This window comes from Peribacillus aracenensis (assembly GCF_025175645.1).
GTDB classification, from domain to species: Bacteria; Bacillota; Bacilli; order Bacillales; family DSM-1321; genus Peribacillus; species Peribacillus aracenensis.
Genome location: NZ_JANZMJ010000015.1, coordinates 22,203 through 36,742 on the forward strand (window position 1 = coordinate 22,203; position 14,540 = coordinate 36,742).

Here is a 14,540-nt window from a genome sequence, read left to right on the forward strand (position 1 = left end):
TAAGAATGGAGATGATGGAAAATGAGTAAATTATTAACATCTTTTGATAGCGCTATTCAACAAATCGAGGATGGAGCAACCATTATCGTTGGCGGATTCGGATTAAGCGGAATACCAGAAAAACTGATCATTGCTTTGCGTAACAAAGGGGTAAAGGATTTGACGATTGTCAGCAACAATTGTGGAGTCGACGATTGGGGTCTAGGTCTATTGCTTGAAAATAAGCAAATCAAAAAAATGATCGCTTCTTATGTAGGGGAAAATAAGTTATTTGAACAGCAATTTTTAAGTGGCGAGCTGGAGGTCGAGCTAGTTCCCCAAGGAACGCTGGCCGAGCGTTTAAGAGCGGGCGGAGCGGGAATTCCTGCCTTTTATACAGCTACAGGAGTAGGAACGGAAGTCGCGAAAGGTAAAGAACATAAAGAGTTTGATGGCCGCACATACATTATGGAAAAAGGAATAGTCGGAGATTTTGCCTTTGTAAAAGCCTGGAAAGCAGATCATTTCGGTAATCTTGTATATCGGAAAACGGCAAGGAATTTTAACCCTGTCGTTGCCACTGCAGGAAAAGTCACGCTTGTCGAAGTGGAGGAGCTCGTGGGCACAGGAGAACTCGATCCAGATGAAATTCATACTTCAGGGGTTTATGTACAGAAAGTGCTTGTAGGAAATGACTATGAAAAACGAATTGAAAAACTTACAACTGCTAACGCATAAAAAGGAGGAGTATTCGAATGACTAGACAGTTAATTTTAGAACGGGCCGTTAAAGAAATCCAAGATGGTATGTGTGTGAATTTAGGGATTGGAATGCCGACCTTGATTGCCAACATGATTCCAAATGACTTTAATGTCATGCTTCAATCGGAAAATGGCTTACTGGGAATCGGGCCTTATCCACAAAAGGATGAAGTCGATCCGGATTTGATTAATGCCGGAAAAGAAACGGTAACCGCAAAATCGGGGGCATCATTTTTTGATAGCGCTGAATCGTTCGCGATGATTCGCGGCGGCCACATCGACCTGGCCATTTTAGGCGGGATGGAAGTATCCGAGAATGGGGACTTGGCAAACTGGATGATTCCAGGGAAGATGGTAAAAGGAATGGGAGGGGCGATGGATCTCGTCCAAGGCGCGAAAAGAATCGTTGTCATTATGGACCATGTGAACAAGCATGGTGAATCCAAAGTGAAAAAGAGCTGTACATTGCCATTGACGGGGGAAAAAGTCGTCCATTGCCTGATTACCGAACTGGCTGTTTTTCAATTTACAGAAGCTGGCATGGAATTGATAGAATTGCAAAATGGCATAACACTTGATGAAGTGAAAAGTAAAACAGAGGCTGACTTTACAATAAGCCCCTCTATTGAAATTAAGGCGTAAGTTAAAGAGATTAATAACATAATTCATTAATAGACTACTTTCATTCGCAAACAGGCGAACGGAAGTAGTCTAATTTTTTTGGGGAAATTCCCTTTCTATTGTGAAGGAACAACAGGCTTTTTCACCTCAGTTATCAATCTTGGATAAAGATGATAGATTCAAAAAAAACTAAGAATTTTCGACACTTCCGCCGAATATCTGGCTAGACCACAGACTCTTGCTTTGAAGAGGCTTGGGAGGCAGTCGGCGGAAAGGGAGCGGATTTCTGAAATCAGCTGGAATATTTGTTAAATAACCTATTACTTCCATTCCCTAATAAATGAGAACAAACTTTTCCAACCATGCTACTTTTCCATTAAAAGGGCTTATATAAAGCCTGATGGGAACTTAAAAGGAGGGATTGCATTGACGGTAGCATTACGAACATTATTGGATCGATCAGTGAAAAAGATGGGCAAAGGGATAAACCCTGTGGTGAAGACATCAGCATTGGAAATGTTGGAACGTGCTTATACTGAAGGGATCACTGTACAGATAAGTGCGGGCCATCGCTCTTTGGAAGAACAAGCCGCACTTTATGGTCAAGGACGAGTTTACAGCTACAATGGAAAAAACTATAGCAATCTAGCCAAACCTATTGTGACGAACGCTAAACCAGGGCAATCTTATCATAATTATGGACTGGCCATTGATTTCTTCATTGTAAGTGATGATGGCAAGAGGGCGATATGGACAGTTGATTCAAAGTGGCAGCGCTTAGCTGCCATAGGCAAAGATTTAGGTTTTAAATGGGGCGGGGATTGGAGTTCATTCAAGGATTATCCCCACTTGGAGATGACAGGCGGGTTATCTTTTACACAGTTACAAGCAGGAAAAGAACCTCACCTTACCTTCAAATTAGAAAAAATGGAAATGCCGAAGGCCAGCAAAGGAGATAGTCATATAATTTCGATACAAAAAACGTTAAATAGCCGATATAAAGCGAACATTGAAGGTGATGGGTTTTATGGTCCAAAAACTCGATCGGCTCTAATAAAAGGTTTACAAACAGAGCTGAATAAGCAATACAATAAAAAGCTAATTATCGATGGAAAATGGGGACCTAAAACCAAGACAGCAACCGTCACCTTAAAAAAAGGAGCTGCTGGCAACATCACATGGATCCTGCAAGCAGCGCTCTATTTGAAAGGGTTTAACCCCGGGCCCCTTGACGGAGAATTCGGGGAAAAAACAGAGGCGGCATTATTTCAATACCAAAAGGCAAGCAAGATTTCCGCTGATAAGCTTGCAGGTCAAGAAACATGGAATGAATTGCTTGCTTGATAGAAAAACCATACCGTTAGCAGAAAGTTAAAGCTGTGGCAAAAGCGCTCCAACTTCTCACTACTTATACTTCCCCTTAATGATTAATTATGGATTGCAAAGTTCTTAATATTCCTTTAGAGTACGTGCCTGTTGCTATTTTAGGATGAGCTTCCTTCGCTTCTTGAGTTGCATTCCCTACCAGGTAACCATGTTTAACACTTTTTAACATGAGCAGATCATTGCCGCTATCCCCGAATGCAAAGGCATGCTCCCGACTCAGCGCGAATTTGTCTAGCATAAAACGTACAATTTCATTTTTTCCAGTACCTAATGGAATAAAGTCTATATCATAACTATCTTCAGGATCGCCGGCAAGGGGATTGCAACGATTGATATTTACCCCTATCCCGTACTCTTTAGCCACCATCTGGATGGTGGCTAAGTTCTTCTTGTCGACGGATTCATGTTGTATTTGATAATAATAATTTCTTTTGTAGCGTGAACTTCCCATTTGAGTCTGAGGAATCAATGGTATATTGCCGTTATGTAGAACATGATAAATTTCATCGAGTTTCCTTTTATTAAATTCTTCGATAGTAATCCGTGAATGCCAATCTGGATCATTTTCCAAAAAATTATTTTCTGAGAAATAGGTGATTTCGGTACCTAAGTCACTGGCAATAAAATGCGGGAAAAATCTGAAACCACCTTGTTCCATTTTATGTAATATTGATTCGATACCACTTCCAGTGACCCAGCCAAATACAAGTTCTTCATCATGACTTTTTGCCTCTAAGTAATTTTCAAGTTCATATAAATCTTTCTGCCTCTCGTGACTCATGAAGTGAGGATAATAGGTTTCATCAAAATCACAGAATACAATATATTTTGGGTCTTTAACATTTGGCAGTAACTGAAACCCGCCCTTTTTATTCAATAACATAACAACCCCTCCATTAGCTAAAAATATCCGCTTAAATAACATGTAAAAATGCAACTCAGGAAAATTTGGTAATATGTGATATGTGAGGAACGGTTTAATAATAACTTCTGAAATCGATAACATGTCAACCACTTATTACAAGGATGTGATCAAATGACTAAAATTAGCGAGATAGCCAAGATATGTAATGTCTCTAAAACAACGGTATCTAGGGTCTTGAATAATCATCCATATGTATCGAAAGAAAAAAGGGAAGAAATCTTAAAGGTCATTGAAGAACTTGATTATGCACCAAGTTCACTTGCCCGGAATTTTAGGACAAATAAAACTCAAACCATTGCACTATCAGTCCCAAGATTCGATCATCCATTCTTTGCCCAATTGGTTAAAGGGGTATCTCTGGCAGCATTGGAAAATGATTATAAAGTTCTTATTTTTCAAACCTTTTATGATTCGAAAAATGAATTGGATGTTATGGAAAAATTAAAGAATAGAGAAGTAGATGGAGTTATTTTAGGAGCGTTAGAAAATGAATGGAATGTAATAAAGCCTTATTTGAAATACGGCCCAATCTTACTGTGTAATGAATACCATCATTCCGCCTCTATACCAATTATTGGTTATGATGAATTTGAAGCGACTTACAAAGCGGTAAATCATTTAATAAAAAAAGGCCATAGGAAGATAGGTTTTTGCTACGATACTTCTTATAGTCAGGCTCAGGGTCAAAGAAAAAAAGGGTTTTTAAAAGCGTTAGCGGATAATAATTTACTACACAATGAAGATTGGATATTTGGACATGGTTTTAATATTGAAGATGGATTCCGTATTTGTGATGAAATATTAAAATTAAAAGAAAAGCCTACTGCCTTATTTACTGGAAATGATCAGGTCGCAGCAGGAATTATTAAAAGGGCTACTACATTGGGCTACAAAATACCGGAATATCTAGCTATAGTGGGTTATGATAATCAATCGATTTGCCAAGTCACAACCCCCACCATAACCACAATCGATATACCAATTATGGAACTGGGACAGCGTACTGTTATGGAATTAATAAAATATTTAAATGATGATTTGGAATTAAAGCGGGACATTATTAAATTGCCTACTAAACTTAAAATCAGGGAGTCAACCTAACCATCATTAAGATATAAAACTTCCTATTCAGGTTCATTATCCTTTTAGACAGACACGTTAAGCAGCTCCGGCTATATGGATGTTGTCAGATAGGATGCAATCCGTCCTGCCTTGGGAATAATTCGACTTTCCCGGGAAATAATTCACCTAAACCCGTCATGATTCGACTACCCTTGAATAATCCTTCCTGAACAGGTCCGCTAATCATCTAAAGAATTCATTCAAGTTCCAAGCACCAATCATTGCATCTCATAAAGCTCCCTGCCGGGTATTCGAATTCACATTCGGAGATGAGGTTGAAGCCGAGCTTGCGGCAAATTGCGTTTGATGCAGAATTATTGATCGAAGGGAAAGCGTGAATGTATTTGTATTTTCGTTCGGCTTTGACTTTCTCTATCAGTGCCTTCACGGCTTGAGATGCGATTCCTTTTCCTTGAAAGGAAGGGAGGACGCTCCAGCCGATTTCGTATACATATTCATCATTCCACACTTTTTGCCAGTAGCCAACGGAACCGGCTGCATCTGCCTCCGGAAACGAGATGATGCTAAACATGCATCCCTTATCTTCAATCTGCAGGTACCTTTGATGGCGTTTCAGGATTTGTTCATTATTTTCTGTTCCGCCAAGATGTTCCATCATTTCTGGGGCATTTAGTTGAAATAGTAATTCAAGGTCACTATCTTCCCACCGTTTAATTTCTATTTTCGTTTCTTTGCTTCGTTCTGAAATCCGACTCACCTCTAAAATTTAATTTTTCTTATATTAATTTTCTTGGCTTGGTGCGAGATTCCTTTATTTGAATTTATTATTCTATGCCTTTATGTTGAAGTTTTAATCTTATAAGAATAAAGAGATAAATGTTTCCCATTAAATGCTATAATTTACAGGTGATTCTATCAAATGACAGAGAACGGAGATGAAGAAATGAAATCTTCAGTAAATCAGTTTTCCACTCAATTTGAATGGATATTGAATGTGATCAATGTGGGTGTCCATATCGTGAATAAGGATGGGGATACGGTATTCTACAATGAAATGATGGCACATATCGACGGACTTGATCGTGAACAGGTGCTGGGGGAGAATATTTTTCAGCTTTATCCATCATTGACTGATGAATCCAGTACGCTGCATGTAGCATTGGAAAAAGGCAATGAAACGATTGAGTCCATTCAAACATATGTCAATGTAAAAGAGAAGAAAATAACGTCGATCAATAGTACGTATCCTCTGTATGAGGATGGTGAAATTATAGGGGCAGTTGAAATCGCAAAGGATATTACGAAGGTCATGAATATGTACGACCAAATTGTCGATTTGCGTTCCCAGCTGGTCGAGACCCATAAGAAAAGCAAGTTCTCTGAAGGGACGGCGACCTATCATTTTAGTGATTTGATTGGTAGTAGCCCTGCTTTTCAGCAAGCGATTTCATTGGCGAAAAAAGCGGCCCGTACACATTCCCCAGTCATGATTTATGGACCCACCGGGACAGGGAAGGAACTGGTCGCCCAAAGTATACATAATGTAAGTGCTCAGCGAAGTCAGCCTTTCATCGCGCAGAACTGTGCAGCTGTTCCAAAGGAATTGATGGAGGGGCTGCTGTTCGGGACGACGAAAGGGGCTTTTACCGGAGCGATGGATCGCATGGGCATTTTTGAGCAGGCGAATGGCGGAACCCTTTTCCTTGATGAGCTGAATAGCCTTGACCTCGGTCTGCAGGCAAAATTGCTGAGAGTGCTTCAGGAAGGTGAGGTGCGCCGTGTTGGAGGTTCGAAGGAGCAGAAGGTTAATGTTAAGATCATTGCTGCGATGAACATATCTCCAGAAGAGGCGTTGGAGCGGGGAATCATTCGCTCGGATTTATTTTTCCGCCTGAATGTCGTGACGGTCCAAATGCCTTCTCTTTTGGAGCGTAAAACGGATATTCCGGAAATCGTCAATCACTTTATTCAAAAGTTCAACAAATCATTTTTTACCGAAGTGCGCGGGATCAGTCAAAAGGCGATGCAGCGGCTTCTTCAATATCAATGGCCAGGGAACATTCGTGAACTGGGACATGCCATCGAGTTGACCTTTAACGTCATGGACGCAGGGGAAGACATGATTGATGAACATCATCTTCCCGCTTATCTTTTCCCTTCAGGAAATTATGCTGCAGCAAATGCGCAGAGCCATCCTTCCCCATTGCAGGACAAGATTGATTTACCTGTCGTTCTTGAAGAAATGGAAAGGGAAATGATCATCAAAATGTTCGAGAAATATAACGGAAATATCAGCAAAACGGCAGAAGCCCTCAATATTAAAAGACAGGGGCTGCAATATAAGTTAAACAAGTACGGCATTGAGAAAGTTTATACGGCGGGATCGAAGGAATCAAAGTGAATTCAGGTTTTTTGGAAACGCTGCCACTTTCTTGATCATGTAACTTGAAGAGGGCTCTTGTGAAAAGAGACCCTCTTTTTTCGCATGGCGCAAAGAAACTGGCTGCAAAAAATTATGCTTATTGAAAATTTTTTTGCGACTTTAAGCTCGGTTTGCCCCCTTTTGCTTATGTTTACCGTGTTATTCATGTTGGCATCATTCTTGCGAGAGTATATATATAAGTTTTTAGAATAAGGGGGGCATTTTAAATGAATTTGATGGGAATGGATGTAAAACATAAAGAATACCTAGGTGGACGCAGGCATTATAATGATATCGAATTATGGAAGGATGTAACGGAAGAGCAGTGGAATGATTGGCTATGGCAATTGACCAATACGATTAAAACACTGGATGATCTGAAAAAGGTCGTCAACCTGACACCTGAAGAAGAGGAAGGAGTCCGGATTTCGACTCAAACGATTCCGTTGAACATTACGCCTTATTATGCTTCATTGATGAATCCCGATGATCCTCGCTGTCCGATTCGTTTACAGTCGGTACCGCTTTCGGCAGAAATGAACAAGACTAGATATGATTTGGAGGATCCGCTGCATGAGGATGAGGATTCCCCTGTTCCAGGATTGACGCATCGATATCCGGATCGCGTTCTATTCCTTGTAACGAACCAATGCTCCATGTACTGCAGATATTGTACGCGACGCCGTTTTTCAGGTCAGGTTGGCATGGGTGTTCCGAAGAAACAGCTTGATGGGGCGATTGAATATATCCGGAACACTCCGGAAGTAAGGGACGTGCTGATCTCTGGCGGAGACGGCCTGCTGATCAATGATAAGATTCTTGAATACGTATTGAGTAACTTACGTGCCATCCCGCATGTGGAAATCATTCGGATCGGAACACGTGCACCAGTCGTTTTCCCGCAGAGGATTACAGAAAATTTATGTAATATTCTGAAAAAATATCATCCGGTTTGGTTGAATACGCATTTCAATCATTCACTTGAATTGACGGATGAAGCGAAAAAAGCATGTGATATGCTGTCGATGGCAGGCGTGCCGCTTGGAAATCAGGCAGTCATCCTGGCTGGAATCAACGATAGTGTACATATCATGAAAAAGCTTATGCATGACTGTGTAAAAGCAAGGGTAAGACCTTATTACATTTATCAATGTGATCTTTCTGAAGGGATTGGCCATTTCCGGGCGCCGGTTTCAAAAGGGTTGGAAATCATTGAAGCGCTGCGCGGCCATACATCAGGATATGCAGTGCCGACCTTTGTGGTGGATGCTCCTGGCGGAGGCGGAAAGATTGCCCTGACTCCGAATTACCTTCTTTCGCAAAGTCCGGATAAAGTCGTTTTACGAAACTTTGAAGGAGTTATCACAAGCTATCCGGAGCCGAAGAATTATGTTGCCGGCAGTGCGGATGCTTACTTTGATGAAGTGTATGGTACGGCGGATAGGAAAGAAGCCGTCGGGATTTCAGCTCTCATGACGGACGAGAAATTCAATTTGGTGCCAGAGGGCCTTCGTCGTCTTGACAAGAGAAAATCGTACGAAAGCACTGAGGAACATGCTTCCTTGAAGGATCGCCGTGATAAACGGGATGAAATGAAGGAAAAATTAAGGCTAGCCCAAGAAAAAAAGAACGCCATGGCCGTTAGTGGCTCGGTTAAATCCGAAGGCAAGGAGGAATGAAGATGGATTGCTTATGGTGCAACGCCCCGAACGTGGAAGAAAGTGAAAAGAAGGATTGTTACTGGATCATGCCTGACGGGAAACGCTCGATAAAAGTCCTTCAAGTTCCAGCCGTGAACTGTCCTGAGTGTGGAATCTATGTGTCCGATTCGATGAATCAAAAGGTGGATGAAGCCTTGTCTATATATGATGTGAGTGGATATCCTGATGAGTTCACGTATGATCTGCTTCTTCAGGCACCTGTCAAAAAATTATTCAATTGGAAATAGAATGCCGGGAGAAGCGGATGATATGCATCTCTTCTCCCGAATTCTTTAAATAAGGAGGTTACGTAATGCCTGTTCAAAAGCTGTCTTTTTTCACCCAAGTGGAGACTGGGGATTGTTATACGATGGAACTCTATCATGATCATGCCAATCAGCGCTTACGCATGGATGATTATCGGGGAAATGTCAAAAAAGCGATCGATCGGGCCCTTGTCATCGCAAAGGAGCAGGGCTTCACTAAAGTGATACTTAAGGCCAGAAATGAAGATTTATCAGCGGCATTGGGTCAAGGATTCATGCTGGAAGGCATATTGAGCAAGTATTTCAAAGGGAATGATGCCTATTGCATGGCCTTCTATTTAACGGATGAAAGGCGAACGAGCGACTTTTGGGTCAAGGAAGATAAAGTCATCCAAGAGATAAGCAAGGTTCCAAGGGTAATGGAATCTCAGCAAATTCCTAAGGGTTATATCCTCCGGTTTGCTGCGGTTGAAGATGCAAAAGAGCTGGCGGAGTTATACGGTGCCATTTTTGAAACCTATCCTACACCGATGAATGATGAGCGATATATCAAGAAAGTGATGGAGGAAGGCACGATCTTTAGTGTAATCGAATATGAAGGAACCATCGTGAGTGCTGCATCCGCTGAAGTGAATGAGATGTATCACAATGCTGAATTGACGGACTGTGCAACGATTCCCGAACATCGAAAGCATGGCTTCATGAAGGTGCTCATCTCCGCGTTGGAACAAGAATTGTTCAGGAAAAACATTTATTGCTCTTATTCATTGGCGCGATCATTGTCAATGGGCATGAACGCAGTCTTTCATCAGCTGGGATATGAATATGGAGGCAGATTAACGAAGAATTGCAATATTTGGGATAAGTGTGAGGACATGAATATTTGGGGTAAAGATTTATCCGTCAAGTAGGAGGATTGTTTCTATGGCTAAATACACATGGGTTGATAAAGAAACCTGTATTGCATGCGGGGCATGCGGTGCAACAGGACCCGAGATTTATGACTATGATGATCAAGGAATCGCTTTCGTCATCTTGGACGATAATCAGGGGATTGCCGAAGTTCCTGAGATCCTGCATGATGACATGCAAGATGCTATGGAAGGCTGCCCTACCGAATCCATCCTGATTCAGGATGAACCTTTTAGTTGGTAGATCGGTTTTAAGAACTTAATTGATTGATAGATAATGAGCAGTGTGTACGAACGTGAAAAAGGAGAGATGAAATGGAACGGAATCATTTGATTAAGCCTACTTTGGATCAACATTATCCCACTATCTCTCATGGGAATGGAATTTACCTTTATGATATAGATGGAAAACAGTATATAGACGGCTCATCAGGAGCGGTCACAGCAAGTATAGGCCATGGTGTATTGGACGTTGTCGAGGCAATGACGGAGCAGGCCCGCAAGGTTTCTTTTGCATATAGGTCCCATTTTACGAGTGGAGCCGCAGAGGCATTGGCAAAAAAGCTGAGTGAGTTGGCTCCAGGGGATTTGAATTGGTCATTTTTTGTGAATAGTGGCTCAGAAGCGACCGAAACGGCAATGAAGATCGCGATACAACATTGGCAAGAAAAAGGGTTCGAGCGAAAAAATCGCATCATATCCAGGTGGACGAGTTATCACGGGATCACGATGGGCGCTTTATCGATGTCTGGCCATGTACCAAGAAGAAAACGTTTTGTGCCGCTATTGGAGGATTTCCCTAGCATATCTGCTCCCTACTGCTATCGCTGTCCTCATAATAATGAAACTTCCGGATGCAAGCTTAAGTGTGCAGATGAACTGGAAACAGCTATTCAAAGGGTCGGCTCCGAGAATATCGCAGCCTTCATCGCAGAACCGATAATCGGGGCATCGGCTGGTGCTGTAACACCGCCGGATGGCTACTATCAAAGGATTAAGGAGATCTGCGAAACCTATGACATTCTCTTTATCGCCGATGAGGTAATGACGGGAATCGGACGAACAGGAAAAATGTTCGCAATGGAACACTGGGGAGTCACCCCGGATATATTCGCATTGGGTAAAGGAATGAGTGCCGGCTATACACCAATGGCAGCCACGATGATTACTGACCGTGTCATGGAGCCCATTTTAAAAGGTTCGAAATCAATCATGGCTGGACACACATATAGTGCAAACCCTCTATCTGCAGCCGTTTCATTGGAAGTGCTTTCCTACATCGAGAGAAATGGCCTGGTTCAGGCAGCGGAAGAGAAAGGTCAGTATCTGTTTAAGAGGCTGGAAGGATTGGCTGAAAAATTCGACATCATTGGTGATGTAAGAGGGAAAGGGCTGCTCCTTGGGCTTGAGTTTGTCTCCAATCGGATTTCAAAAACTCCATTCGACTTGCAAATCGGCCTGACTACAAGGCTTGTCAATAAGGCTTTTGATAAGGGGCTGTTGATCTATCCTGCTGCAGGTGCGATTGAAGGAATCGCTGGAGATGCGGTAATCATATCTCCGCCATTAATCATTACTAATGAAGAAATCGATACCCTCGTCAGGATACTGGAAGCTTCCCTTGAAGAGTTGCAGCAAGAATTGCACACGGAAGGTTTGATGGAGGACATGCAGGCTATTTAGGAGGAACGTTATGAAGCAGGTCATTACGAAGAAAAACAAAATTGTGACCATGGAAGAAGCATTGGAGCATATTTCCGATGGATGCACACTCATGTATGGCGGGTTTGGCGGAGTGGGGACTCCTCCGACGCTCGTACAGGGTATTCTTGACAAGGGCGTTAAGGAATTGACCTTGATTGGCAATGATACTGGATTCCCTGACATCGGCATTGGCCGGCTTGTGACTGCTGAAAGGGCAAAGAAAGTGATCGCCTCGCATATCGGTTCCAACCCTAATGCCGGCAGGCTCATGACTGAAGGAAAGCTGCAGGTGGAATTTTCACCGCAAGGGACATTAGCCGAACGGATTCGTGCTGGAGGTGTAGGCTTAGGCGGGATTTTTGTCGATGTCGGGATTGGTACGATAGCCGAAGAAGGCAAGGACAAGATGGTGATAGAAGGAAAAGAATACTTGGTGGAAACCGCTTTGACGGCTGAAGTCAGCATCGTCCATGCTAAAAAGGCAGATTCGCTGGGGAATTTAGTGTACGACAAGACTGCATGTAACTTCAATCCTTTGGTAGCGATGGCTGGAACCTTCACGATTGCGGAAGTGGAGGAAATCGTTCCTGTAGGCGAATTGCATCCGGAATGTATTGCTACACCAGGCATTTATGTAGATATGGTGATTCCGACAAAAGGGGTGAATTGGAAATGGGCATGGCAGTAGATGTACGAAATCGCATCGCGAAACGCGCCGCCGAGGAAATCCATGACGGATTGATCGTCAATTTAGGCATCGGCATCCCTACCTTGGTGGCCGACCATATACCTCAAGATATTCATGTGCTGTTCCATGCGGAAAACGGAGTTCTCGGTACAGGGCCAAGTCCTGATCCCGGGCAAGAAGATCCTGCCCTCTGTAATGCAGGAGGGTTCCCGATCACCACTGTAATAGGAGCTTCCTATTTTGACAGTGCGACAGCATTTGGAATGATCAGGAAAGGATACATCGACATCACCATCCTTGGAGCCCTGGAGGTCAGTGAAAAAGGGGATTTGGCGAATTGGATCGTCCCAGGAAAGCGGGTGCCGGGTATGGGCGGGGCAATGGAGCTTGCCCAGAAAGCGAAAAAGGTGATCGTCCTGATGAATCACGTGAATAAGCAGGGTGAATCGAAGATATTGAAGGCATGTACGCTCCCATTGACGGCGAGGCAGAGTGTGGATTTAATCATTACGGATATGGCTGTCATGGAAGTTACAGAAGAGGGATTGGTGCTGAAGGAAGTCATGGCGCCATATACCGTCGATGATGTGATAAGGAATACAGAGGCGACATTGAAAATCCATGCTGCCGTTAACACGATTGAATAAGTCGAAAATATGCATTCAAGATTAAGGAGGGATAAATGTGCCGGATATTAAAAAACGGATAAACCAATGGATCAAGGATCATCGGGAAGAAGGAACAAACCTACTGCAAAAAATGGTACAAGCCCCAAGTACGCAAGGAAATGAAGCAGGGGCACAGGCCATCGTCGCCCAAAAACTGCAGGAAATGGGTTTGCAAATCGATAGTTGGGAACCGGACGGCAGCGAGCTGAAAAAGCATTCTTATTTCTATTCTCCGCGCAGTGAATTTTCGAACAGCCCCAATGTGGTAGGTATCATGAAAGGGACTGGCGGCGGACGCTCCATCATTTTGAACGGACACATCGATGTGGTTCCGGATGGTGACCGGGATCAGTGGCACGACGATCCATATAGTGGAGCGATTAAAAATGGAAGAATGTTTGGTCGGGGTGTAACCGATATGAAGGGTGGAAATGTATCGCTGATCCTTGCGATGCAGGCATTGAAGGAAAGTGGCATCCAATTAAAAGGAGATGTCATTTTTCAAAGTGTGATTGAAGAAGAAAGCGGCGGGGCCGGAACACTGGCGGCCGTCCTGAGGGGATATAAAGCAGATGCCGCCCTGATCCCTGAACCGACGAATATGAGGATCTTCCCGAAACAGCAGGGTTCGATGTGGTTCCGAATCCATGTCAAAGGACGGTCAGCCCATGGCGGAACAAGATATGAAGGCGTTAGTGCGATTGAAAAGAGCATGACCGTCATCAATCATATTCGTGCCTTGGAAGAAAAGCGAAATGCACGTGTCAATGATCCGCTTTATCAGAACACGCCTATTCCGATACCTATCAATCTAGGTGTCATTGAAGGCGGCAATTGGCCGTCATCCGTCCCTGACCTTGTGAAAATCGAAGGAAGGATGGGCGTTGCGCCGGAGGAAACGATGGAGCAGGCGAAGGATGAAATGGCGTCCTGGTTATTGCAGCTGGTGGAAGTGGACCAATGGTTCAAGGAAAACCCGCCCGTATTGGAGTGGTTCGGGGCACGCTGGGTTCCAGGAGCAATTGATGTAGAGCATGAACTGATGAATACGCTTGTTCATCAATATCGGCAAGTGGCCGGACAGGACCCTGTCATTGAGGCCTCCCCTTGGGGAACGGATGGGGGATTGCTGACACATGTCGGTGAAACGCCTGCAATCGTTTTCGGACCAGGAGTAACCGAGGTTGCACACTATCCAAATGAATACATCCTGCTTGACAACGTATTCTCCACGGCCGAAATCATTGCCCTTACATTAATTCAATGGTGTGGAATGGAGCCTGAGCAGGATGGGGTCACCCAGGCCGGGAATAGGGAGACGATACCAGGCAATGGCCATTAAACTGAATAGGATCCCAGCAAGTGAAGCGAACTATTAAGACTTTCACAAAGCGGTTGTTAAAAACTCTTATATTTCTTGAACTTT

At 43.3% G+C, this 14,540-nt stretch carries 15 protein-coding genes; 13 read left to right on the forward strand and 2 right to left on the reverse strand.

Annotated elements, in window-relative coordinates:
- Positions 1-21 precede the first annotated feature (21 nt).
- The 3 genes from N0M92_RS15675 to N0M92_RS15685 all read left to right on the forward strand — a co-directional run bounded on the left by N0M92_RS15675 (position 22) and on the right by N0M92_RS15685 (position 2,705).
- On the forward strand, positions 22-717 hold the full coding sequence (locus tag N0M92_RS15675; protein WP_230303876.1) for a CoA transferase subunit A: 696 nt from the start codon (positions 22-24) through the stop codon (positions 715-717).
- Between the two features lie 17 nt (positions 718-734).
- Complete coding sequence (locus N0M92_RS15680; protein ID WP_192206315.1) at positions 735-1,382, forward strand: 3-oxoacid CoA-transferase subunit B; 648 nt, start codon at positions 735-737, stop codon at positions 1,380-1,382.
- Positions 1,383-1,787: 405 nt separating this feature from the next.
- Positions 1,788-2,705, forward strand: a complete 918-nt coding sequence (locus tag N0M92_RS15685) for a peptidoglycan-binding protein (RefSeq protein WP_260286624.1) — start codon at positions 1,788-1,790, stop codon at positions 2,703-2,705.
- Positions 2,706-2,781: 76 nt separating this feature from the next.
- On the opposite strand, the gene N0M92_RS15690 is transcribed toward N0M92_RS15685, so the two are convergent.
- On the reverse strand, positions 2,782-3,630 hold the full coding sequence (locus N0M92_RS15690; RefSeq protein ID WP_260286625.1) for an HAD-IIB family hydrolase: 849 nt from the start codon (positions 3,628-3,630) through the stop codon (positions 2,782-2,784).
- Positions 3,631-3,783: 153 nt separating this feature from the next.
- Between N0M92_RS15690 and N0M92_RS15695 the strand changes: the two genes are divergently transcribed.
- Positions 3,784-4,773, forward strand: coding sequence for a LacI family DNA-binding transcriptional regulator (locus N0M92_RS15695; RefSeq protein WP_260286626.1), 990 nt, complete (start codon positions 3,784-3,786; stop codon positions 4,771-4,773).
- A 217-nt stretch (positions 4,774-4,990) separates the two neighbouring features.
- On the opposite strand, the gene N0M92_RS15700 is transcribed toward N0M92_RS15695, so the two are convergent.
- Positions 4,991-5,503 (reverse strand): GNAT family N-acetyltransferase, encoded by a 513-nt coding sequence (locus N0M92_RS15700; protein WP_397443866.1) that lies wholly within the window; start codon positions 5,501-5,503, stop codon positions 4,991-4,993.
- A 171-nt stretch (positions 5,504-5,674) separates the two neighbouring features.
- Between N0M92_RS15700 and N0M92_RS15705 the strand changes: the two genes are divergently transcribed.
- The 9 genes from N0M92_RS15705 (at position 5,675) to N0M92_RS15745 (ending at position 14,456) form a co-directional block, all read left to right on the forward strand.
- Positions 5,675-7,156 (forward strand): sigma-54 interaction domain-containing protein, encoded by a 1,482-nt coding sequence (locus N0M92_RS15705; protein WP_260286629.1) that lies wholly within the window; start codon positions 5,675-5,677, stop codon positions 7,154-7,156.
- A gap of 263 nt (positions 7,157-7,419) precedes the next feature.
- Positions 7,420-8,856, forward strand: coding sequence for a lysine 2,3-aminomutase (gene kamA, locus N0M92_RS15710; protein WP_260286732.1), 1,437 nt, complete (start codon positions 7,420-7,422; stop codon positions 8,854-8,856).
- A gap of 2 nt (positions 8,857-8,858) precedes the next feature.
- Positions 8,859-9,125 carry a YokU family protein gene (locus N0M92_RS15715; protein ID WP_260286630.1) on the forward strand — a complete coding sequence of 89 codons (267 nt, stop codon included), beginning with the start codon at positions 8,859-8,861 and terminating at the stop codon, positions 9,123-9,125.
- 65 nt (positions 9,126-9,190) lie between these two features.
- Entirely contained in the window at positions 9,191-10,054 is an 864-nt protein-coding gene (gene ablB, locus N0M92_RS15720) for a putative beta-lysine N-acetyltransferase (RefSeq protein ID WP_260286631.1), read from the forward strand.
- A gap of 13 nt (positions 10,055-10,067) precedes the next feature.
- The gene (locus tag N0M92_RS15725) at positions 10,068-10,298 is read left to right on the forward strand and encodes a ferredoxin (protein WP_076364212.1); all 231 of its coding nucleotides are present in this window, start codon (positions 10,068-10,070) and stop codon (positions 10,296-10,298) included.
- A 71-nt stretch (positions 10,299-10,369) separates the two neighbouring features.
- Entirely contained in the window at positions 10,370-11,737 is a 1,368-nt protein-coding gene (locus N0M92_RS15730; RefSeq protein WP_260286632.1) for an aspartate aminotransferase family protein, read from the forward strand.
- A gap of 10 nt (positions 11,738-11,747) precedes the next feature.
- Positions 11,748-12,446, forward strand: coding sequence for a CoA transferase subunit A (locus N0M92_RS15735; RefSeq protein ID WP_311202566.1), 699 nt, complete (start codon positions 11,748-11,750; stop codon positions 12,444-12,446).
- Positions 12,431-13,093 (forward strand): 3-oxoacid CoA-transferase subunit B, encoded by a 663-nt coding sequence (locus tag N0M92_RS15740; RefSeq protein ID WP_260286633.1) that lies wholly within the window; start codon positions 12,431-12,433, stop codon positions 13,091-13,093. The genes N0M92_RS15735 and N0M92_RS15740 overlap by 16 nt, the downstream gene beginning before the upstream one ends.
- 37 nt (positions 13,094-13,130) lie before the next feature.
- Positions 13,131-14,456, forward strand: a complete 1,326-nt coding sequence (locus N0M92_RS15745) for a peptidase (RefSeq protein ID WP_260286634.1) — start codon at positions 13,131-13,133, stop codon at positions 14,454-14,456.
- The last annotated feature ends 84 nt before the right edge of the window (positions 14,457-14,540 follow it).